The organism is Metabacillus kandeliae (genome assembly GCF_021166585.1).
Classification (GTDB): domain Bacteria; phylum Bacillota; class Bacilli; order Bacillales; family Bacillaceae; genus Metabacillus_B; species Metabacillus_B kandeliae.
The window spans coordinates 327,426-345,937 of the sequence record NZ_JAJOZE010000002.1 but is presented as its reverse complement, the minus strand read 5'-3'; the positions used below and the strand labels follow the sequence as shown (position 1 = coordinate 345,937).

The following is an 18,512-nucleotide window of genomic DNA, read 5'->3' as shown; positions in this document are numbered from 1 at the left end:
GTGTATGAGGAGCGCATGCATGGGTAAATCGCAAAGGGATAAGGGCAACCGCAGAGAAAGGGAATTTGCAGCACTAATTGGGGGCAGGCGTAAGCCTCTCTCCGGTGCTGTAGAAGGCTTTCCTAATGACGTTGAAGGGTTAGGCATGGATTGGGAAGTAAAGAGCCGCAAAGACGGTTTTAAAACGATATATGATTGGGTGCTGGATGAAAGGGAACGACCGGATGCCCTTGCTTTAAAAGCAGACAGGAAACCGTGGTTAGTCTGCATGACATTAGATAAGTTTCTGGAGCTGATGCAGGGTGAACGAAAAGACATATAAGGACACAAAGAGATCACACGACAAAAGCATAGCAGAGATCAAAGGACTGGATGACAGGCTTAACAGCTTGGCTCCCTTTGAACTGGCGAAGCTCGAATACCTATACACAAAAGTGGAGCGTCATGCATGGACCATTGCCGGTTATTTCCGCAACCAAGCAAAGTATTATGAGGGCATGGCAGAGGTCGCGCAGGGGTCGGCATATAAAAGCCTTAGACAAGACGGTAAAAGCGCTCAGGATGCTCAATATGAAGCGAGGGTAGCGAAGGGGAACATGCTTACAAAAGCTTCAGATTATGACGGGGAATATATTGCTTGGAAGGGGTGGGCGGCTTCTTATGAAGGAGCCAGAAACGCCATAAAAGATATGATCAAGGGCATTAGTGCCGAAGGGGGATCATGATGGACGAAAAAGATAAAGATATGACCGGCAGACAACGTTGGGGAAAGTGGATTGAAGAACACACTAAAAGTCCAACAGATCGGGTCCAAGAAGAAATCAACAAGAATGAAATCCTCCAAGAGGTACAAGATCTCCTCATTACCCAAACAGCAAAGGGGCTGGCTAAATATCCCCGCACTGTTCATATAGATGACTACACGCTCACAGAATGGATCGACCATGTGCTGCAGGAAAAGACAGACGAGATCGTTTATCTAGTCACACTAAAACATAAAGTTAAGAAGGTGATCGGGTGACGGCTGCTCCACAGAAGGTCAGGAAAGCAACATTCAAACACATCGAATCCGAGCTGTTTGATTATAAAGACACCATTAAAGAAATCGAATTCCTGAGACAAAACATCATGTTCTGCAAGGAAAACGATGACGAGAATATTGGCGGGGGAAGAAGCAGCTTCATTTCTTCTCCCACTGAGACAATTGCAACCAGGCTGACCACTCATAAAAGGCTCACACAGCTGGAAGAGATTGCTCATGCGATTGAGAAGGTGTACACCGGCTTACCGGAGACGCACCGGCAGCTGATCCAGCTGAAGTATTGGACAAAGCCGCAGCTGAAAACGTGGGACGGGATAGCGAGTGAGCTGCATGTGAGCAGGCGTCAGGCGTTTAACTGGCGGGATGAAATTATCAATTTGCTGGCTGAGGTGCTGGGATGGAGATAATAATATTTCTCCAAATACTTAATGAGGTGAGAATAAAATGACAGATAAATTAGTTAGATTATTACAGGAAAAACACGGTAAAGACTTAAATCTAAAGGAAAATGTATATTATTTGTTTTTAAAGGGCGGACTGTTCGCCCTTTATTATGACGAGGACGAAAAGACAGTAAAGGTCGATATAGATTTCTTACCCGAAGCCAATACTTTTGTTTATTTTGACGAGCAAGAATTAGAAGCTCTTATATAGTTCGATAGGAGGTTATGGATTGAAACAATTTTTTCACGATATGATTCACATGACTGAAGGGGAAAAGTTCATAAATTACTGGTGGTTATGGTTGTTGATTATGGTTGGAAACTTTTCTTATATTTTGTTTAAGCGGAAAAATAAGCAATGACCTTTCTGAGGAAACAGTGCACTATCATTGCACTTTTAGCCTGATAAATCAAGGTATTATAGTATTATGAGAGATATGGGGACTGAGACTTCTCGGGCCTCATATCAACGCTGCTCAGTTAGCCTGCCGGCTCGGAAAACCGGCGGGCATTTTTTATGGAGTGATACAGATGAAGAAGAAACCGAAACCAGTAAAGAAGCCTGAAAAGCTCAGTAAAAGGGAGCTGCTGGAGTTAATGGGAACGAATAAGCCAACGCTAACCAAGCGAAACGGTGTATGGAGAAGCAGGTGAGAATGTGTCTTGGAGTGCGGAAGAAGAATCAAGTTTAAGTGATCTAAGGGAACAAGGGCTATCCACAAATGAGATAGCTGCTGAATTAAAGAAACTGTATGGCAGGGAGTTCACTTACTGGGCGATCCAGAAGAAGATTCCACGCTTGAAGAAACAAGCTCACCAACCACAATATAACGAAACACATGAGATAGGGCCTGATGGATCGCATAAGAGCGACAAGCTACTAAGAATGACAACAGAACAGCTAAAAGACCCTGACTATCTGCTTCAAGCTCATGGCTTTGATACAGACGCTTGGGAGTTGGTATCAGCTCGCAATAACATCTGGAATGTCTACAGCAAAGAAGATAAGGTTCAGACACTATACAGCAGCAAGATTACAGTGAAGCCTAAACAAACGGGGACATCATTCAAGCAGCTGCTGGAAGAGATTAAGAGTGTGCCAGTCTACAAGGTAAAGAGAGCAAGGATGGAATTACAGAGAAAGCAACTGCTGGAGGTTCCCTTCTTCGATTCTCATTTCGGCATATCCGACTTTGAATATTATAGAGAAACACAAGACGACACGATTGATCTTATTACAAGCCGTCACTGGGAAGAGATAATGTTTACGATAGGCCAAGACATGTTGCATACAGATAATTTCAGAGGACAGACAGCAAACGGCACGCTGATTGAATCAGTAAACGTTCCTAATGCCTGGAGAGACAGCAAACGGTTTTACTACCCGATGATCGAAGAAGCGCTGCAGCATGCCAACAGGGTGAAGATCGTCTACTCAAAAGGGAATCACGATGAGTCAGCAGCATGGTATTTTGTCCAAATGCTGAAAGAGAGATACCCGCAGGTCATATTTGATGACAGCTTTGAAGAGAGAAAGATTCATACCTTCGGCAAAGTGTTCATTGGTTTGACGCATGGAGACAAGGCAAGAAAGAACCTGCACAACCTCTTTCCAGTAGAGTTCCCAACACAATGGGCGCAGGCTGCTACAAGAGAAGTACACATGGGGCATCTTCATGTTGAGGATGGGAAAGATCATTTCGGCATGATGGTGAGAACCTTAGCGACCAGGAATAAAACAGATAAATGGCATAAGGATAATGGATTTGTAGGGGCGCACAAGCGCTTTATGCTGTTTGAATATACAGAGGACAGATTAAAAAGCATTCATTATGTATAGTTGGAGGCGGTGATGATGTAATGAGAGACAAGCACAAACAGTTTGCAGACCTGTACATTGAGTTAGGGAATGCAACAGAAGCTTATCAGCGTGTTTACAAGTGTCAGAGAATGACTGCTGATGCTAACGGAACAAAGTTACTAGGAAATGCTAGGATCAAAGAATACATTGCTGAACGAGTTGCTAAGAAGGACAAAGAGGTCATTGCTGGGCAGGATGAGGTTCTCCAGTATCTCACGAAAGTCATGCGCGGTGAAACGACCGAAAAGGTGCTTGTAGGCGCAGGCAAAGGGTATCAGGAGCAAGAGGATATGGAAGTCAGCGCAAAGGACAGAATCAAAGCAGCTGAGCTCCTCGGCAAGCGTTACACTCTATGGACAGATGCCAAGAAGCTGGAAGGTAACCTTGGTGTCACGATATTGGATGACATAGCCGATGAAGATTAAGCTATCGAATGTGATTGCTCCATCATTTAAGAAGATCCATCAGGACATTAAAGCAGACGGTCATACTCATTACTGGTTTGGCGGCGGTCGGGGAAGTACAAAGTCCTCATTCGTTGCTATTGAAATCATATTAGGGATTATGAGCGATCCTGACGCCAATGCAGTTTCTTTGCGGAAAGTAAAGGACACGCTGCGGGAATCCACTTATGAGCAATTATCCTGGGCAATTGACGTACTTGGTGCTGAACAGTATTGGCATAAGAGCATCAGCCCTCTGGGCTTAACGTACATTCCAACAGGACAGAAGATCATCTTTCGTGGAGCTGACAACCCGAAAAAGATCAAGTCGATCAAGTTCTCAAAAGGCTATTGTAAATTCATTTGGTATGAAGAGGTAGACGAGTTCACCGGCATGGAAGAGATCCGGATGATCAATCAGTCCTTAATGCGTGGCGGTCAGAAGTTCACCGTCTTTTACTCTTACAATCCTCCCAAGAGTTCTAATAACTGGGTGAATACAGAAGTAAAGCTCACCAGAAGCGACAGGCTGGCTCACCACAGCAATTATTTAACCGTACCAAGGGAATGGCTCGGTGAACAGTTTATCGTTGAAGCAGAGCATTTGAAGGTCACAAAGCCCACATCTTATGAACATGAGTATTTGGGCCATGTCACTGGAACAGGCGGCGAGGTATTTGACAATGTGCAGATCAGGCCGATCACCGATGAAGAGATCAAGGAGTTTGAAGTCGTTAAGCGTGGTCTTGACTTTGGTTACGCTATTGACCCTCTATCCTATAACGTGGTCGCTTACAACCGGAAGAAGAAGCAGCTATTCATCTTCCATGAGCTTTACAAAGTGGGGCTATCGAATAAAGCAGCTTACGATCATATCCATGATGAGAACAGACACAATGAAATGGTGTTAGCGGACTCTGCAGAGCCGAAAAGCATCCATGAGCTCCGCCAGTATGGGTTGAGAGTAAAAGGCGTTAAGAAGGGCCCTGACAGCGTGGAATACGGCATCAAGTTCCTGCAGAGTATGGAATCCATTATCATAGATGATCACCGCTGCCCCGAGACAGCGAGAGAGTTTCTGACGTATGAGTTGGAGAAGGATGCGAACGGGAATTTCAAAGCGAAGTTTGCAGATAAGAACAACCATGCCATTGATGCTGTCCGCTATGCGATGAATGATGAAGCGATGAAGTTCAAGGAATTTAAAAAGCATGTGCCTGATCTTGACTTCCCTACACCGGAAGAGAAACGGATAAAGGCCATTAAGAAGATGACAGGCGGCTCGCCAAAAGTGAGTGCCTTTACGAAATGGTAGGTGAATAATATGGATTTCTTTTTAGGACTACTCGCTGGAGTGGTCTTTTTTATTGCTGTCTCAATGGCATACAAAAATGGGTACCGCGCAGGAAGCCAGAAAGCGCCCATACAGAAGCCTGACGAGGAAGCGAATAGGAGAGTAGCCAAGATGCAGAAGGACTTCCAGAACCTATTTAATTACGATATGAACACGGCTCTGAAACGAAAGAAGGTGAACCACGATTATGATGAAGAATGACATTACAAAAGACTGGGCGCTGTATGAAGCCGGCAAGAAATACAACAACAAAATCAAACCAAGTTACTATGACACCGTGGACGCTAACCTTGCTTTCTACCAGGGCGATCAGTGGCGCAATCTTCCGGACAATGACATGCCGAAGCCGGTATTCAACATCATCAAGCGTGTGATCTCCTTCCAAGTGGCATCCTTGACTACTTCTAAAATCAAGATTCACTTCGAACCACTCACGAATGCAGATGATGGTCCTGATCCTAACTTTCAGGAGGATCTTGATATATCGGATGTGGCGAATGCTCAGGTCAATAACCTGCTGGAGAAGTTTAAATTCGACTTCCTCACCAAAACAGCGCTGACAGATGGGGCAATAACAGGTGATTCATGCGCCCATTTCTACTTTGACATGACGAAAAAGCCGTATGGCGGTGCGTTTGGTGATATAAAAGGTGAAATCGAGATGGATTTAGTGGATGGGACGAATGTTTTCTTCGGGAATGCCAACAATCCTAGGGTAGATGTGCAGCCTTACATCATCATAAGTGGAAGGGACACGGTAGAAAACCTGAAGGAAGAGGCGAAACAGTACAAATCAGCCCAAACAGACGTTGATTCCATCACTTCTGACCGGTCATTAGATGATCAGGCAGGCGATTCCGGAAAGATTGAGGTGGAAGCAGATGAATACGGCAAGGCGCTGTATATCATTGTGTACCGCAAGGACAAAAAAACGGGCACGATCAAGGTTTCGAAGAGTGTGGAGAAAGCTTATATCTACAAGGACATTGACACCGGCTTAGAAAACTATCCCGTTGCTTGGTTTAACTGGGAGAAACAGAAGAATCAGTACCATGGCCGTGCAAGCTGCACAGGGATTCTTCCCAATCAGATTTTCATTAACCGTATGTTTGCGATGGTCATGTATCACCTGATGATGACAGCCTTCCCCAAGGCCGTATACAACGCTGACATGATTGAAACTTGGGACAATGAGATCGGTTCAGCTATTCCAGTGCATGGTGCTGATCTGAATACCCCTATTAAAAACATAGCTGGTTACTTGGAGCCGGGCAATATGTCCGCTCAGATCGTCAACGTTATTGATATGGCGATGGCAAACACGAAAGAGACGCTTGGCATCTCAGATGCTTCACTGGGTAACATCGATCCAAAGAATACGAGTGCAACCATTGCGGTGCAGAAGTCCTCAGCGATCCCATTAGAGAACCCACGCTCCAATCTTTATGAGTGGATCGAGGACATTGGGAAGATCCTGCTGGATATGATGGGCACCTATTACGGATTCAGGCCACTTGTGATGGAAAAGAACGGGCAAAAGATGCTGAAGGATTACGATTTCAGCCAAATGAAGAATGTATGGCTCAATGTCCGGGCAGATGTAGGGGAAGCCTCTTACTGGTCTGAGATCGCTGCCGTACAAACGCTTGATAACCTGCTGGCGAATGGTCATATCGACATTATCAATTACCTGGAACGTGTTCCGGATGAATATATACCTCAGAAAGCCGAGCTTATTGCACAACTGGAGCAAAACATGCAGATGCAGGCACAACAGCAGCAGGAGCAGTCCATGATGGAGCAACAGCAGCAGGCACAGGCTCAGCAGGATCAGCAACAGCAGCAGATGGCGGAACAACAGCAACAGATGATGGCGCAGCAGGAAGCCGAATCAAAGGCGCAGGCGGAGAAAGAAGCGAAGCAGCCGCATCCTTTCGATCAGCTGTTAGCAAAGCTTCCGAAGCATGTGCAGGATGAATTTAAGAAGATGGACCCTGAACAGCAGCAGAGAATAATGGAAAGAATCATGAACCCTCCTAGTCAATAGGTGGGTTTTTATTTTGAGGAGGGATAAAAATGGATCGACTTAATGGTTTGCTCAAAGCGTATGAGCTCTTCAGCGCCTCTCCGCTTTTGAACGAGGCAGCCCTTGAAGCTTTAGAGATTGCTATCTTAGATGAGCTATTGATTGAAATAAAATAATTTCTTTGTCCTAAGCATGACGTTAAAAGGCTAGGGGAGCGGACGTTGTCCGTACTGAGGTCGATGGAAACGAAAGAAGTACAGAAGTCCCCATAATAATTCGCCAACCATAGCGAAGGAGGATTTACATGAGTACACCTATCGCCAACCATAGCGAGCCATTGAGATTGGATTTACAGTTCTTCGCTGAGGAGGACATGATTCTTCCTGATGACTACGAAGAGCAGGAAACTGAAACACCTGAACAGGATGATATTCAGCCAGAGGAATCAGGAGAGGAAACCACACCGCCTGAGAACCAAGATGAATTAACGCCTGCAGAACAGCAGCAGCTATTCAAACTTAAATACAACCATGAAGAAATGGAAGTACCATACGACGAGGCTGTCCGTCTCGCTCAAAAGGGCATGAACTATGACAAGGTTCAGGAACGGTTAAACGAGCTCGAATCGGATCCACGCCTTTCGTTTGTTGAAACCCTCGCACAGGATCAGGGGCTCAGTGTTCCTGAGTTTATCCAGTCTTATCAGCAGCATGTTGAGCAGCAGAAGCTTGATGAACTGGTGCAGCAGAACATTCCGGAAGAGTACGCCAAAGAGATGCTGGAAACCCGCAAATTCCGTGAACAATGGGAGCAGGAGAAAGCCGCAAAAGAGAAGCAAGAGAAGGAATCTGCTGAGTTTCATGAGTTTATGGACCATTTCCCGGGTGTAAAGCCGGATCAAATCCCTCCAGAAGTATGGCAGGCGCAAGCAAACGGTGTGCCTCTTCGCTATGCCTATATGGAGCACCAAAACCAACAGCTGCAGTCTCAGCTTCAAGTATTTAAACAGAATGAACAAAACGCCCAAAGGGCACCTGTCGGAAGCGTATCGATGCATGGATCCCAAGAGATCGATGCTGAGGACGATTTCTTAACAGGATTTAATTCAGTAGATTGAGGAGTGAATCATAAATGGCAGTTAATTTAGCTTCCAAGTATTCAAGTAAAGTAGACGAGAGGTTTAAACTTAAATCCTATACAGAGAAAAACGTGCATCAGGAATACGATTGGGACGGCGTTAAGACGATTAACGTTTACTCTATTGCAACATCCCCGATGAACAACTACACTCGGACAGGTTCTGGCCGTTACGGTACGCCTGCTGAGCTTGATGACACTGTAGCGACTTACACTCTTACGCAAGATCGTTCTTTCTCCTTCACGATCGACCGTGGTAATAAAGCGGATCAAATGAACGTGAAAGAAGCCGGCAAAGCGCTTGCTCGTCAGATCAGTGAAGTCGTTGTGCCTGAGATTGATATGTACCGCATCGGTAAATACGCAGCAGCTGCAGCAGCTAATGGCGGAACACCGACAGCGACAAACATCACAGCGTCCAATGCTTACACTTCATTCCTGCAAGGTCAGGCTTATCTTGATGACAACAAAGTACCGGTTGAAAGCCGCCTTTGCTATGTAACACCTGCTTACCACAACTTCTTGAAACTAGATCCAAGCTTTATCAAAGCATCTGACATGGCGCAGGAAATGCTTGTGAAAGGCCAGGTTGGTGAGGTTGATGGCGTGGCGATTATCAAAATGCCGACTCCTTACTTCCCGGCTAAAACACCATTCATCCTGACTCACAAATCAGCGATGTGTGCTCCTAAGAAGCTGGAGGACTATAAGACGCATGATAATCCTCCTGGTATCAACGGCTGGTTGGTTGAAGGCCGTATCTATTATGATGCGTTCATCATGGATTCCAAGAAAAAAGCTGTCTACGCTTGGTTAACAGTTTAATTTAGAAAGGATGATGGAACATGGCAAGAGTTTTTGTAACGGAAAACGGTATTGAACTTGAAGCAAAAAGTGAGGCACATGCTGCTGCTTTTGAAGCAGAAGGCCTGAAAGAAATCAATGAAGAAGAACCGAAGAAACGCAAGTAATCTGTAAAGGGCGGGGTAACCTGCCCTTTTTTTATGTATATGAGGGGTGATTGAATGGCAGTCACAGGCCAGCAAGTCTTTGACATGGCGATGACGCTGATTGATGAAGTCTCAGAAACAGGAAACATTGTGATAGAGAATCCCGGTTACTACAAAGCGAAGGCGCTGACCTTCTTAACGACATTACAAACAGAGTTGATTCCACTTGATCAATCACCGGTCATTCAGACTGATCTATCACAATACCTCCTTGTATCTGATCGAATAGCCTTACTAGTGCTTCCTTATGGCCTTGCTGCTCACCTATTGCTGATTGATGATCCTAACTCAGCTTCTTTCTTCAATGACCGATATGAGGAGCTAAAGCGCAAACAGCAGACGAGAAGCCAGCCTATAACCGATGTTTACGGGGTGAATGGATTCAATGGCTAAAATGAGCGCAAGAATGCAAGCAGATCCTCTATTGCTGCGGGTAGAGCCGTTTAAAGGGGTAAACGCCAGCGTCACGCCGACACAGATTGAAGAAGCTCAGTCTCCAGAAATGCTGAACATGAACATTGATGAACGGGGAGCATTGAATAAGCGCACTGGGTACAGCCGAATTATCCCTAAATCAGTGGGTCAGGGGAAGATCAACGGCATGTTCGTCCATAAGCAGCTGGATGGCACAGAAACATTCTTCTTTGCACAAGGGAACGAACTATATACCACAACAGCAAAGCCCAGCAGGAACAATAAAACGGAAGCTGTGTGGTCTGATGATGATTTAACGGAAACGTGGGGTGGTTAGATGGCTGAAACAACAGAACATCTTAATTTATACAAATGGAGTGCCGAAGATACGAAGATCCAGACGATCGAGGGAATGGCGGCAGCTACTGAGACGATTGCGAACGATCTGAAGGCAAAAGAAGATAAAATTGCGGTTTTAAATGATAAGCAAGTTGATATTACTGCGCAGTTGAAAGATAGCATTAATATGACTAAGCCGTCAGGTCAAGTTAATGCAAAAGGAGATAACGCAGCAGATGATTCCGCCGTAATAAACACATTCATTAATAGTAATCAGGATAAATCATTATTTTTAGAAAAAGAGAGGTACTTAATTAACAGTGAAATAGTCATTTCTAAAGCTAACACCTTTATACAGGGTAACAACCGAAATACAAATATCCGAAAGTCCACATTGGTAGCTAATCATGAAAATACGGTTATAAAGGTCAATGTTCCTGATTCGGAAAATGGAATCAATTTAAAAGATATCGCTATTGATGGGCAATTAATGGCATCTAAGGGGATACATTATACTTCGTATAGCTTCGGGAAAAGTTTAATTGACAATGTTCACATTGCCAATGTCAATGGGACAGGATTAACCATTGATGATTCTTGTTATTCTGCTGATTTTAGAAAACTGACGGTTAGAGGAACAAAAATAGGGCTAGATATTAATAATACCAACAACAATGATTTAACTTTTACAAAGTGTCAATTTTTAGCTAATGAATGCTCAGCTCTTATAGGGATTAATGGAGATTCATTGGGTTTTTCGGACACAATAAACTTTTTTGCTTGTGATTTTTCCACCGAAGGGTTAACAGCTACATTGCTAAAAATAGGGAAAGTACGGAATTTGAATTTTTACGGTTGTTGGTTTGAAAATACTGGCTCTACAGTGGACTATTTAATCGAATTGGGCACCACATCATTAGCGGCTATCAACGTACTATTTGATGGATGCCACTTTGGGGGCGGAGCAAAAACTACTCATTGTTTTAAATGGACTAATGCAATAAACATAGATATCAGAAGACCATCTTTTGCTGGCTTTACTGGTACACTAATTGATATTCCCACGGGTGGTATTAAATCAAGAACATCATCAATGACAGGATTTTTAGGCAATCCGACTACAGATTTTATAAGCGGCGGAACAATTAACGATATTTTTGCGGTATTTATAGGAGATGGAAGAAATGGCTCTCTTCAATACAAAACACATTTTACAATGGAAACAGATAATGATGTAATAATCGCTAAAAAGACGGGAGAAGTTTACCAAAGAATAGGGATTAAGCACACAGGTTTTCAAATAGGAGATGGAACAAAAACTCCGGATATCGCTATAATTCGATGGGAAGACAATGTTGGCGGTGTTACAAATGCAAATAGTTGGAAGGTTGATGGTCGTTGGAACTACGGTCATTTAATTTTGGGTAGTAATCATCTGTGGATGGATGCAACAGGTAAGTTAAGAATCAAAAATGGAGCACCTACGAGCGATACCGACGGTGTTGTTGTGGGTTCTCAAACTTAAAAAAATATTTACTTTTTTTCCCTGAATATATATCATACAATTAATATGTATATTTCAGGATGTGAATACAATGAAAAAAATCTTTACTACTGTTTTTTCTTCAGAATTTATCTTTTTTAGTTTTTTGTTCTCAGGGGCATTAAGGACAACTTTTTCGAATTTAACAATAAATCTCACATTGGTATTGTTTGTAGCTTCAATGATATTAGGTATAAACAAGTTAATAAAAAATCCGACACTACGCAAAACAACTATTTATCCCATTACATTTTTGACGCTGTTGTTCATTTCAATTCTATTAAGTTACTCCTATACCTCTAGCTTAGAATACGGAATGGATAAATTAGTTAACTTCGCTTTAACAAGTTGGGCCTTTGTTGGAGTTTTTATCTTCTTAAAAACTAAAGAATCATTGCAAAAGTTTCTAAACATTGGGATTATCGTTACTGTAATTGTCAGTTTTATTTCAATGACAAACCTTGAAAATACTGCTGGGGATTTCACCAGGTTAGGTCAATCCAACTCAATCGGTATTGCTCGTTTATTTGGAACTGGAGCAATTATTTTAATAACAGTACGATTGTTAGGCAAAGAAAAGTATAAGCTCTTGTCATTAGTATTAACATCTTTAACTGTGTATGTTTTGCTTCAAACTGGTTCTAGAATGCCCTTACTTTCACTAGCCAGTTCATGTATTTTAGCTTTGATAATCTCTACTAGATTAACCGCTGGATATAAAACAAAAATCAAAAGTATGGTATTTTTATTGTCATCAATGGTGGTTGGCATTATCCTTTTGATCGCTAACTGGTCCAAGCCACAATTTTACACAATTAGACTAAGGTTGGAATTGTTGGGAGATTATACTTCTGGAAGAACGGAAAGATTTCTTGCGGCAAAGGAAATGTTTTATTCTAGTCCTGTTTGGGGCAAAGGCGTAGGTTCCTTTTCAACTTTTTATGAGGGTGCAGATATCAGAAGCTATCCTCATAATATTTTTCTAGAACTTTTATCTGAGCTTGGTTTGATTGGCTTTATGATATTTTCATTGTTGATCATTTTTAGTTTAATTGGCATTTATAGATCATTGAAGAAAGGTATTAATAATGCTCAATTATGTTTAATAATCCTATTCTTTTATACCTTAGTGAATGCCAATGTGTCAGGCGATATAAATGATAATAGAATTTTATTTACCTTCCTAGCTTTAGGTTGTATGTTACCCATATATAACACAGAAGTCATTGAAGTAAAGAATGAAAAAATTATTAAGTCTTTAAAGAAAAGAAAATTTAGACTTACATGGTGAACAATAAGTCAAACTACGCAATAAGTTAAAATGCTAATTTCATCACAAAAAAGGGGCGGGTGTTTAACATCGGCTCTTTTGTTATGCCTCCAAGAAAGGAGCTGAACACACTTGCTTTCATGGGAAAGTGAATTATATACCGAAGCCGTAAGGCCAGTAGAGAAGTACACCGGACTATCTGATTCCCCGGTGTCTTTTTTTATGATGAACGACAAAATGTACATGATGGATGGGGCGCAGTTCCTTTTATTTGATGGAAAAGACGTTAAGGCGGTAGAGCCTTATATCCCGACAGTCTCCATATCCAAAGACCCTGCAGGCGGGGGCACAGCCTTTGAGGATTTTAATCTGCTTGGTACAGGGTTCAAGGATAGCTTTTCGGGCGACGGGACATCAAAGGAATTTACCTTATCGCTCAAAGGGCTGGATGCCACAGAGGTAAAAGCCAGAGTGGACAACACGGATAAGAAAGAGGGAACGGATTTCACCGTGGATCGGGCAGCTGGAAAGGTGACATTCACTGCATCTTCGGCTAAAGGGACGAATAACGTCGTTATTACCGCCTACAAGACGATAGACGGTAGTGCTGCCAAGATCAAAAAGTGCAAATTTATGGTGCTGTATGGCGGCGCAAATGATACCAGGGTGTTTTTCAGCGGAAATCCGGATATGCCAAGCTATGTATGGCGCAGCGGCCTGTATGATCCGACGTATTGGCCGGAAAACGGCTTCTACAAGATCGGAATGGACGTTGAAAAGGTAGTCGGCTTCTCCAAGCAGTACGATTCCTTGATCGTTCATAAGGAAAACTCCCTCTGGAAGATGCAATATAGCATGGTTGACGGTGAAGCATCGTTCCCGATCATTCCGTTAAACGATCAGGTAGGGACCATTGCTTCTAATTCCATTCAAATCGTGGAAAACAACCCGGTTATGCTCTCAAAAAAAGGCATTTACATGCTGCAGTCAACAAATGTTAGGGATGAGCGCAATGTGCTGCACCTTTCAGAGAATATTGACAGTATGCTGAAACAAGAACCGAACATCGAGAAGGCAATCACCTTTGATTACGACAACAAATACTGGATAGCGGTTAATGAGAAGGTGTATCTCTTTGATTACCGTGTTCAGGAGTGGTTGATTTATGATAATATCCCCGCCTCCTGCTTTTTGGAGATCGAGGGAGACTTATACTTCGGAAGCTCCAGAGACGGCCTTATACACCGTTTTATGCGCCCTGATGAGCAACGTCCGTATAATGACGATGGAAAGGCAATTAAAGCCTATTGGAAGTCCAAGCACATGACCTTCGGTGCTCATGAAATGAAGAAGCTGATTGATAAGGTGTACTTCAGCATCAAGCCGGACACCAACACTTCGGCGAATCTCAGTTATATCTCCAATAAAAAGGAGAGCGGTATCATCAAAACAGCAAGGATGGATTTGTTCGACTTTAAAAATATGGATTTCAGCCGATTTTCCTTCATCATGAGCGAATTCCCGCAGGAAACCATGGCTAAGATCAAGGCAAAGAAGGTCACACACTTTCAACTGGTCATCAGCAACGAGGAGCCAGATGAGAGTTTGGGGCTTCTTTCTGTTGGTATCAAATACAAAATGCAATCTGCTGTGAAGTAAAGGAGTGAGAAAATGTTCGATAAATTAAACGATTTCACGAAGAAGATCAGTGATTTAGAGGATAAACCCTCACTTAATCCCATTGAATTAAAAGCCTACTTTGACAATTCACCCGAGGAACTGCGGGTAGCCCTCAATCATCTGATTGATCAGCTCGCTAGCATAGAAAGCGGCAAAAGCGGTGCGGACAATATCGGTGTAACGCCGATCGGAAGTAGCCCATCTACCCTCCAAGGGCTTCTTGTATGGCTCAAATCGCAAATTGATAGCGTGTCACTGGGGCAAATTCCTGACAATGCCATCACATCAGCGAAACTTGCAGCATCAGCAAAACAAGCATCCAATATCACGGTGGCTGATGCATCCAACCTATTTGCAGCTGCAGACCTTGAAGGGGTCCTGAAAGAGCTTTTTACAAATGCCAATAACGGTAAAACCAATTTAGCGGGTGTTATTGGCTCCCCCGCATCGGCTACAGGATCTTTTGATGATCTGAAAACAGTGGTTCAAAATGTGAAAAACAAGCTAGCTGCTAACCTTACTGCGAAGGGTACTTCGGCAATAGGCACGGAAAGTCTGGATTCTTTGGCGGCCAAGATCAACAGCGTGAGTACTGGACGAAAGTCGGCAACCGGTGTAGCGGCTGGGGTTAATAATGGTGGTAATTTCCGTATAACTGTCAACAATTTGACGTTTAAACCCCGTGTTATTTATGCGGTGCTCTATACAAACAACCCACTTGCTAATAACAATTTTTATAACTCAGCAATGATTGATACTTCAGTATTCCCTCTTGGATCTGGAATCCAATATGTAGCGCTTGGGAATCAACGGCTGATTTATACTAGCGGACAGGAAATAAGGGCAGACGGTTTTACAATGCCCGTGGCTGATGATGGAAATTATTCTTGGATAGCCTGTGAATAGGAGGCTTATATGCAAATAGGCAGACGGATATATTATGACAACGCAAGCGGAGAGGTCATTCTGGATAAAGGAGAAATGGAGGGCGATGTCTTGCAGACAACAGATATGCAGGACATTTTTTCATTTCCAGTGCTTTCTGAGCGTGACAGAGATTCATTCGACTATATAAACCTTGAATTTGGCGCCTTTTCTGACCAATTTAAGGAACATAAAAGCTACAAAGTAAATGTGAAATCGAAACAAATCATCTTCTCGTAAGGGGTGAAAGAATGGCGACAATCGTTAAAAAACCAGTTCAGCCGACCGTAAAACCACAAGCTGCTGGAGGGATGGTCTACAATAACCCGACCGCAACGTCCTTCGCTAATGCGGCAGATGAAAGAGCCTACCGGCAGGCGAATCCAAATAGCGACTATACAAAGTCCGTGGATATGCGTTTTTTAAACCGTACAAGCCAGGCTCTGCAGAACAATACAGGCGTTACGGCTGCTCAAATGAAGCAGTACAACGATGTGGCGAATAAATGGAATTACAATACGACTCCTCAGATTGATCAGAATAAGATTCAAGAAGATCTGATGAATAAGCAAAAGTCCTATATGGATGATTACTTTAATAAGCAGAAGCAGGCGCAGCTGGATCAGTATTATGCAGCAAGGGATAAAGCGGTCGGACAGATCAATCAGCAAATGGGGCAGGTTGCTCCTCAGTATCAACAAGCGAGGAATCAAGCGGATGTCGTGAACCTGCAGAATGGACAGAAACTCAATGAAATGATGGCGAACAACGGCCTGACAGCAAGCGGAGAGAACGTCACCGCACAGGTAGCGCAGAACAATACCCGTCAAACCTCCCTGAACAACCTGAACCTACAGGAACAGCAGACAATGGATGATTTCCAACGCCGGATCTCTGATTTGAATAACCCAGCAGATGAAAACGCCATGATAATGGCCCTCGAAGCAGAGAGATCCAAAGCGATGATGGATGCCTATAACCGTACAACAGATCAGGCTTATCAGCGTTCACGGGATGCTGTGGGGGATTCGCAATGGAAATCGCAGTTTGACTATACAAAGACCAGGGATGCCCGGGCAGATGCTCAGTGGGAATCTCAAACGAAGTACGACCGGAGTCGTGATGCTGCATCGGATGCGAAATGGGAGTCTCAGACTAAATATGACCGAGCTTGGCAACAGAAAATGTTCGATTATCAGCAGGGTCGTGACAAAGTGGGCGATTCACAATGGGAATCCTCTCAAAAGTATCAGAGACGTTCTGACGCGGAGGAGAAACAGTGGAGAGAATACACCTACAACCATATGTCAGCTTCCGAAAAGGCGAATATGGAGTGGGCGAAACAGCAGTTTGGTGAGGACATGGCTTGGAGAATGTATGAGAATGATTCGAACAATGCTGCAAGCCAAGGTATGAGCCAAGCGGAGATTGATTTCTACAAAAATAATGGCATGAGTCTCCCTGGTATACCCTAATGAGCCCGGCGGGGCCGGGCAATCCCAAGCGGCAAGCTACTATTTGTCTAATTTCAGGGTTTCTACTGCATTTGCGGCAAATGACACTCTCCATCCGGACGGGCATAAGGGCATTGATCTTGCAGGCAAAAAGGGTCCCGGTTCTGCAATGGGTATGAATATACCGGCAGTCGCGGGTGGAAAAGTGGTTCAAGTGTTCAATGGAAATAAAACAGCTGGTAACGGTGTGGTTATCAGAGGAACAGATGGACGGGATTATCGCTATATTCACATGAAAAACCCTCCTAATCTCAAAGTAGGCCAAACCATTCAAGCTGGGCAGAGTTTGGGCAATGTGGGAAGTACAGGTCGCTCAACTGGTGCCCATTTAGATCTGAAAATCTTGGAGAATGGAAAGTATATTGATCCTTATAAGTTCCTTCAAGGGCTATCAGGAGGATCTTCTTCCTCTCCTAAAAAAGCACCTGCCGGCAAGATAAATAATCTTTATGGTGAAACACCAAAATCATCTTACACTAACACCTACAAGACAAGGAAGGAAGCAACGAAAGCTCCTGGCTATCAGACATATAAAGGAGCTCTTTCGTCAGCACTTCAGACAGGCAAGGTTCCTTCTAGCTGGATTGTTCCATTAACGGAGCTTATTGGTCGCGAATCAACATGGGACGCAAACGTTAAAAACAGTAAATCTTCTGCTTATGGGTACGGCCAGCTTTTGAAAGACAACCAAATAAAGTATTCGAAAATCACCGGCTACAAATACTCGCCAAGTGATCCGGTGGGACAGATCATCAATACTGTGGCTTATATTAAAGACCGGTACGGAACTCCCGAGAAGGCGTTAGCTTTCTGGGATAAGCACAAATATTATTAAGGTGGTGCGGCATGGCATCGACTTTTAACGTGGATAAATACAAGCAGATATTTGAGCAACGGTACGGGAAAGGCGCCTATGAACAGGGCGTCTCCAATGCCCGTCAGACAGGGACACTAAAGGCACAGGCACAATTCGAAAAGGAAATGTACCTCCGCCAATTAAAGCAGTTCGAGGACTATCAGCAGGCCGCCATGGAACAGGCAGATCAGGCGTCCGGCTTGGCTCAGGAATACGAACAGTTCAAGAAGGAAAAAGAGCAGGCACAGACAGCTCCTACGCCTCTTGATGACTATATGAACAGTCAAATGCCTCAGATGGGCTGGCTCGGGCCTTATAAGGATCAGACGGAGAATGCCAAGGCTTACAAGCAAAAGATGATTGATCCATACCAGGGCGCCCTAAAAGACGCTCTTACACCGAAAGGGCCACTTGATGCACGGAACCCGAACTGGCTGATCAGATCGCAATTTATAGGAGGGTAATGAATGAGCTATTTTGATTCATGGCTGCAAAACCGACAAGATATTAAAAGCGGCAAAGCCAAATCGAACAGGACAGCGGTTGGTCCTGTTCGGGCTCTCCCTGTTGATCTATACGGTGCGGGTAAAAAGAAGCTGAGCGAGGATGGCGGCGGTGGCTACCAGTGGACGCAGGACTATTTAAGCGGTGCCTCA

25 protein-coding genes are annotated in these 18,512 nt (G+C 43.7%); all 25 read left to right on the top strand.

The genetic code is table 11. The annotated features are described in order from the left end of the window. Nucleotides 1-19: 19 nt before the first annotated feature. The 25 genes from LRR81_RS08760 (at nucleotide 20) to LRR81_RS08655 (ending at nucleotide 18,320) form a co-directional block, all read left to right on the top strand. Nucleotides 20-322 carry a hypothetical protein gene (locus tag LRR81_RS08760; RefSeq protein WP_231788968.1) on the top strand — a complete coding sequence of 101 codons (303 nt, stop codon included), beginning with the start codon at nucleotides 20-22 and terminating at the stop codon, nucleotides 320-322. Beyond that, a complete protein-coding gene (locus tag LRR81_RS08755; RefSeq protein ID WP_231788967.1) occupies nucleotides 303-725 on the top strand; it encodes a hypothetical protein in 423 nt (140 codons plus the stop codon). The genes LRR81_RS08760 and LRR81_RS08755 overlap by 20 nt, the downstream gene beginning before the upstream one ends. Then, on the top strand, nucleotides 725-1,021 hold the full coding sequence (locus LRR81_RS08750) for a hypothetical protein (protein ID WP_231788966.1): 297 nt from the start codon (nucleotides 725-727) through the stop codon (nucleotides 1,019-1,021). Before LRR81_RS08755 ends, LRR81_RS08750 begins: the two co-directional genes overlap by 1 nt. After that, nucleotides 1,018-1,449, top strand: coding sequence for a transcriptional regulator (locus tag LRR81_RS08745; protein WP_231788965.1), 432 nt, complete (start codon nucleotides 1,018-1,020; stop codon nucleotides 1,447-1,449). The genes LRR81_RS08750 and LRR81_RS08745 overlap by 4 nt, the downstream gene beginning before the upstream one ends. A 37-nt stretch (nucleotides 1,450-1,486) precedes the next feature. Then, on the top strand, nucleotides 1,487-1,696 hold the full coding sequence (locus LRR81_RS08740) for a hypothetical protein (RefSeq protein ID WP_231788964.1): 210 nt from the start codon (nucleotides 1,487-1,489) through the stop codon (nucleotides 1,694-1,696). A gap of 320 nt (nucleotides 1,697-2,016) precedes the next feature. Then, entirely contained in the window at nucleotides 2,017-2,139 is a 123-nt protein-coding gene (locus LRR81_RS21230) for a hypothetical protein (RefSeq protein ID WP_269448565.1), read from the top strand. A gap of 4 nt (nucleotides 2,140-2,143) precedes the next feature. Further along, the gene (locus LRR81_RS08735) at nucleotides 2,144-3,325 is read left to right on the top strand and encodes a hypothetical protein (RefSeq protein ID WP_231788963.1); all 1,182 of its coding nucleotides are present in this window, start codon (nucleotides 2,144-2,146) and stop codon (nucleotides 3,323-3,325) included. Nucleotides 3,326-3,345: 20 nt separating this feature from the next. After that, nucleotides 3,346-3,771, top strand: coding sequence for a terminase small subunit (locus LRR81_RS08730; protein ID WP_231788962.1), 426 nt, complete (start codon nucleotides 3,346-3,348; stop codon nucleotides 3,769-3,771). Continuing rightward, nucleotides 3,761-5,104 (top strand): PBSX family phage terminase large subunit, encoded by a 1,344-nt coding sequence (locus tag LRR81_RS08725; protein ID WP_231788961.1) that lies wholly within the window; start codon nucleotides 3,761-3,763, stop codon nucleotides 5,102-5,104. Before LRR81_RS08730 ends, LRR81_RS08725 begins: the two co-directional genes overlap by 11 nt. A 9-nt stretch (nucleotides 5,105-5,113) precedes the next feature. Further along, nucleotides 5,114-5,344 carry a hypothetical protein gene (locus LRR81_RS08720; protein ID WP_231788960.1) on the top strand — a complete coding sequence of 77 codons (231 nt, stop codon included), beginning with the start codon at nucleotides 5,114-5,116 and terminating at the stop codon, nucleotides 5,342-5,344. Further along, a complete protein-coding gene (locus LRR81_RS08715; protein WP_231788959.1) occupies nucleotides 5,331-7,190 on the top strand; it encodes a portal protein in 1,860 nt (619 codons plus the stop codon). Before LRR81_RS08720 ends, LRR81_RS08715 begins: the two co-directional genes overlap by 14 nt. 29 nt (nucleotides 7,191-7,219) lie before the next feature. Further along, the gene (locus tag LRR81_RS21225) at nucleotides 7,220-7,345 is read left to right on the top strand and encodes a hypothetical protein (RefSeq protein WP_269448564.1); all 126 of its coding nucleotides are present in this window, start codon (nucleotides 7,220-7,222) and stop codon (nucleotides 7,343-7,345) included. A 128-nt stretch (nucleotides 7,346-7,473) separates the two neighbouring features. Beyond that, entirely contained in the window at nucleotides 7,474-8,286 is an 813-nt protein-coding gene (locus tag LRR81_RS08710; protein ID WP_231788958.1) for a hypothetical protein, read from the top strand. 14 nt (nucleotides 8,287-8,300) lie between these two features. Further along, nucleotides 8,301-9,131, top strand: a complete 831-nt coding sequence (locus tag LRR81_RS08705; RefSeq protein WP_231788957.1) for a N4-gp56 family major capsid protein — start codon at nucleotides 8,301-8,303, stop codon at nucleotides 9,129-9,131. A gap of 20 nt (nucleotides 9,132-9,151) precedes the next feature. Beyond that, nucleotides 9,152-9,277: a hypothetical protein gene (locus LRR81_RS21220; protein WP_269448563.1), complete on the top strand. Its 126-nt coding sequence runs from the start codon at nucleotides 9,152-9,154 to the stop codon at nucleotides 9,275-9,277. 54 nt (nucleotides 9,278-9,331) lie between these two features. Next, nucleotides 9,332-9,709 (top strand): hypothetical protein, encoded by a 378-nt coding sequence (locus LRR81_RS08700; RefSeq protein ID WP_231788956.1) that lies wholly within the window; start codon nucleotides 9,332-9,334, stop codon nucleotides 9,707-9,709. Continuing rightward, complete coding sequence (locus LRR81_RS08695; protein ID WP_231788955.1) at nucleotides 9,702-10,067, top strand: hypothetical protein; 366 nt, start codon at nucleotides 9,702-9,704, stop codon at nucleotides 10,065-10,067. The genes LRR81_RS08700 and LRR81_RS08695 overlap by 8 nt, the downstream gene beginning before the upstream one ends. Next, nucleotides 10,068-11,594, top strand: a complete 1,527-nt coding sequence (locus tag LRR81_RS08690; protein WP_231788954.1) for a glycoside hydrolase family 55 protein — start codon at nucleotides 10,068-10,070, stop codon at nucleotides 11,592-11,594. Nucleotides 11,595-11,664: 70 nt separating this feature from the next. Then, nucleotides 11,665-12,903: an O-antigen ligase family protein gene (locus LRR81_RS08685; protein ID WP_231788953.1), complete on the top strand. Its 1,239-nt coding sequence runs from the start codon at nucleotides 11,665-11,667 to the stop codon at nucleotides 12,901-12,903. Nucleotides 12,904-13,104: 201 nt separating this feature from the next. Beyond that, nucleotides 13,105-14,541: a DUF2460 domain-containing protein gene (locus LRR81_RS08680; RefSeq protein WP_231788952.1), complete on the top strand. Its 1,437-nt coding sequence runs from the start codon at nucleotides 13,105-13,107 to the stop codon at nucleotides 14,539-14,541. A 12-nt stretch (nucleotides 14,542-14,553) separates the two neighbouring features. Continuing rightward, a complete protein-coding gene (locus LRR81_RS08675) occupies nucleotides 14,554-15,468 on the top strand; it encodes a hypothetical protein (RefSeq protein WP_231788951.1) in 915 nt (304 codons plus the stop codon). Nucleotides 15,469-15,477: 9 nt separating this feature from the next. Continuing rightward, nucleotides 15,478-15,726 (top strand): hypothetical protein, encoded by a 249-nt coding sequence (locus tag LRR81_RS08670; RefSeq protein WP_231788950.1) that lies wholly within the window; start codon nucleotides 15,478-15,480, stop codon nucleotides 15,724-15,726. A gap of 11 nt (nucleotides 15,727-15,737) precedes the next feature. After that, the gene (locus LRR81_RS08665) at nucleotides 15,738-16,961 is read left to right on the top strand and encodes a hypothetical protein (RefSeq protein ID WP_231788949.1); all 1,224 of its coding nucleotides are present in this window, start codon (nucleotides 15,738-15,740) and stop codon (nucleotides 16,959-16,961) included. A 43-nt stretch (nucleotides 16,962-17,004) separates the two neighbouring features. After that, nucleotides 17,005-17,835: a M23 family metallopeptidase gene (locus LRR81_RS08660; protein ID WP_231788948.1), complete on the top strand. Its 831-nt coding sequence runs from the start codon at nucleotides 17,005-17,007 to the stop codon at nucleotides 17,833-17,835. Nucleotides 17,836-17,846: 11 nt separating this feature from the next. Then, on the top strand, nucleotides 17,847-18,320 hold the full coding sequence (locus LRR81_RS08655) for a hypothetical protein (protein WP_231788947.1): 474 nt from the start codon (nucleotides 17,847-17,849) through the stop codon (nucleotides 18,318-18,320). Nucleotides 18,321-18,512 lie beyond the last annotated feature (192 nt).

What these genes read in the sequence shown, in the direction of transcription:
- LRR81_RS08760 (WP_231788968.1), top strand. Translation starts at nt 20, where the DNA reads ATGGGTAAATCGCAAAGGGATAAGGGCAACCGCAGAGAAAGGGAATTT.
- LRR81_RS08750 (WP_231788966.1), top strand. Translation starts at nt 725, where the DNA reads ATGGACGAAAAAGATAAAGATATGACCGGCAGACAACGTTGGGGAAAG.
- LRR81_RS08740 (WP_231788964.1), top strand. Translation starts at nt 1,487, where the DNA reads ATGACAGATAAATTAGTTAGATTATTACAGGAAAAACACGGTAAAGAC.
- LRR81_RS21230 (WP_269448565.1), top strand. Translation starts at nt 2,017, where the DNA reads ATGAAGAAGAAACCGAAACCAGTAAAGAAGCCTGAAAAGCTCAGTAAA.
- LRR81_RS08730 (WP_231788962.1), top strand. Translation starts at nt 3,346, where the DNA reads ATGAGAGACAAGCACAAACAGTTTGCAGACCTGTACATTGAGTTAGGG.
- LRR81_RS08725 (WP_231788961.1), top strand. Translation starts at nt 3,761, where the DNA reads ATGAAGATTAAGCTATCGAATGTGATTGCTCCATCATTTAAGAAGATC.
- LRR81_RS08720 (WP_231788960.1), top strand. Translation starts at nt 5,114, where the DNA reads ATGGATTTCTTTTTAGGACTACTCGCTGGAGTGGTCTTTTTTATTGCT.
- LRR81_RS08715 (WP_231788959.1), top strand. Translation starts at nt 5,331, where the DNA reads ATGATGAAGAATGACATTACAAAAGACTGGGCGCTGTATGAAGCCGGC.
- LRR81_RS21225 (WP_269448564.1), top strand. Translation starts at nt 7,220, where the DNA reads ATGGATCGACTTAATGGTTTGCTCAAAGCGTATGAGCTCTTCAGCGCC.
- LRR81_RS08710 (WP_231788958.1), top strand. Translation starts at nt 7,474, where the DNA reads ATGAGTACACCTATCGCCAACCATAGCGAGCCATTGAGATTGGATTTA.
- LRR81_RS08705 (WP_231788957.1), top strand. Translation starts at nt 8,301, where the DNA reads ATGGCAGTTAATTTAGCTTCCAAGTATTCAAGTAAAGTAGACGAGAGG.
- LRR81_RS21220 (WP_269448563.1), top strand. Translation starts at nt 9,152, where the DNA reads ATGGCAAGAGTTTTTGTAACGGAAAACGGTATTGAACTTGAAGCAAAA.
- LRR81_RS08700 (WP_231788956.1), top strand. Translation starts at nt 9,332, where the DNA reads ATGGCAGTCACAGGCCAGCAAGTCTTTGACATGGCGATGACGCTGATT.
- LRR81_RS08695 (WP_231788955.1), top strand. Translation starts at nt 9,702, where the DNA reads ATGGCTAAAATGAGCGCAAGAATGCAAGCAGATCCTCTATTGCTGCGG.
- LRR81_RS08690 (WP_231788954.1), top strand. Translation starts at nt 10,068, where the DNA reads ATGGCTGAAACAACAGAACATCTTAATTTATACAAATGGAGTGCCGAA.
- LRR81_RS08685 (WP_231788953.1), top strand. Translation starts at nt 11,665, where the DNA reads ATGAAAAAAATCTTTACTACTGTTTTTTCTTCAGAATTTATCTTTTTT.
- LRR81_RS08680 (WP_231788952.1), top strand. Translation starts at nt 13,105, where the DNA reads ATGATGAACGACAAAATGTACATGATGGATGGGGCGCAGTTCCTTTTA.
- LRR81_RS08675 (WP_231788951.1), top strand. Translation starts at nt 14,554, where the DNA reads ATGTTCGATAAATTAAACGATTTCACGAAGAAGATCAGTGATTTAGAG.
- LRR81_RS08670 (WP_231788950.1), top strand. Translation starts at nt 15,478, where the DNA reads ATGCAAATAGGCAGACGGATATATTATGACAACGCAAGCGGAGAGGTC.
- LRR81_RS08665 (WP_231788949.1), top strand. Translation starts at nt 15,738, where the DNA reads ATGGCGACAATCGTTAAAAAACCAGTTCAGCCGACCGTAAAACCACAA.
- LRR81_RS08655 (WP_231788947.1), top strand. Translation starts at nt 17,847, where the DNA reads ATGGCATCGACTTTTAACGTGGATAAATACAAGCAGATATTTGAGCAA.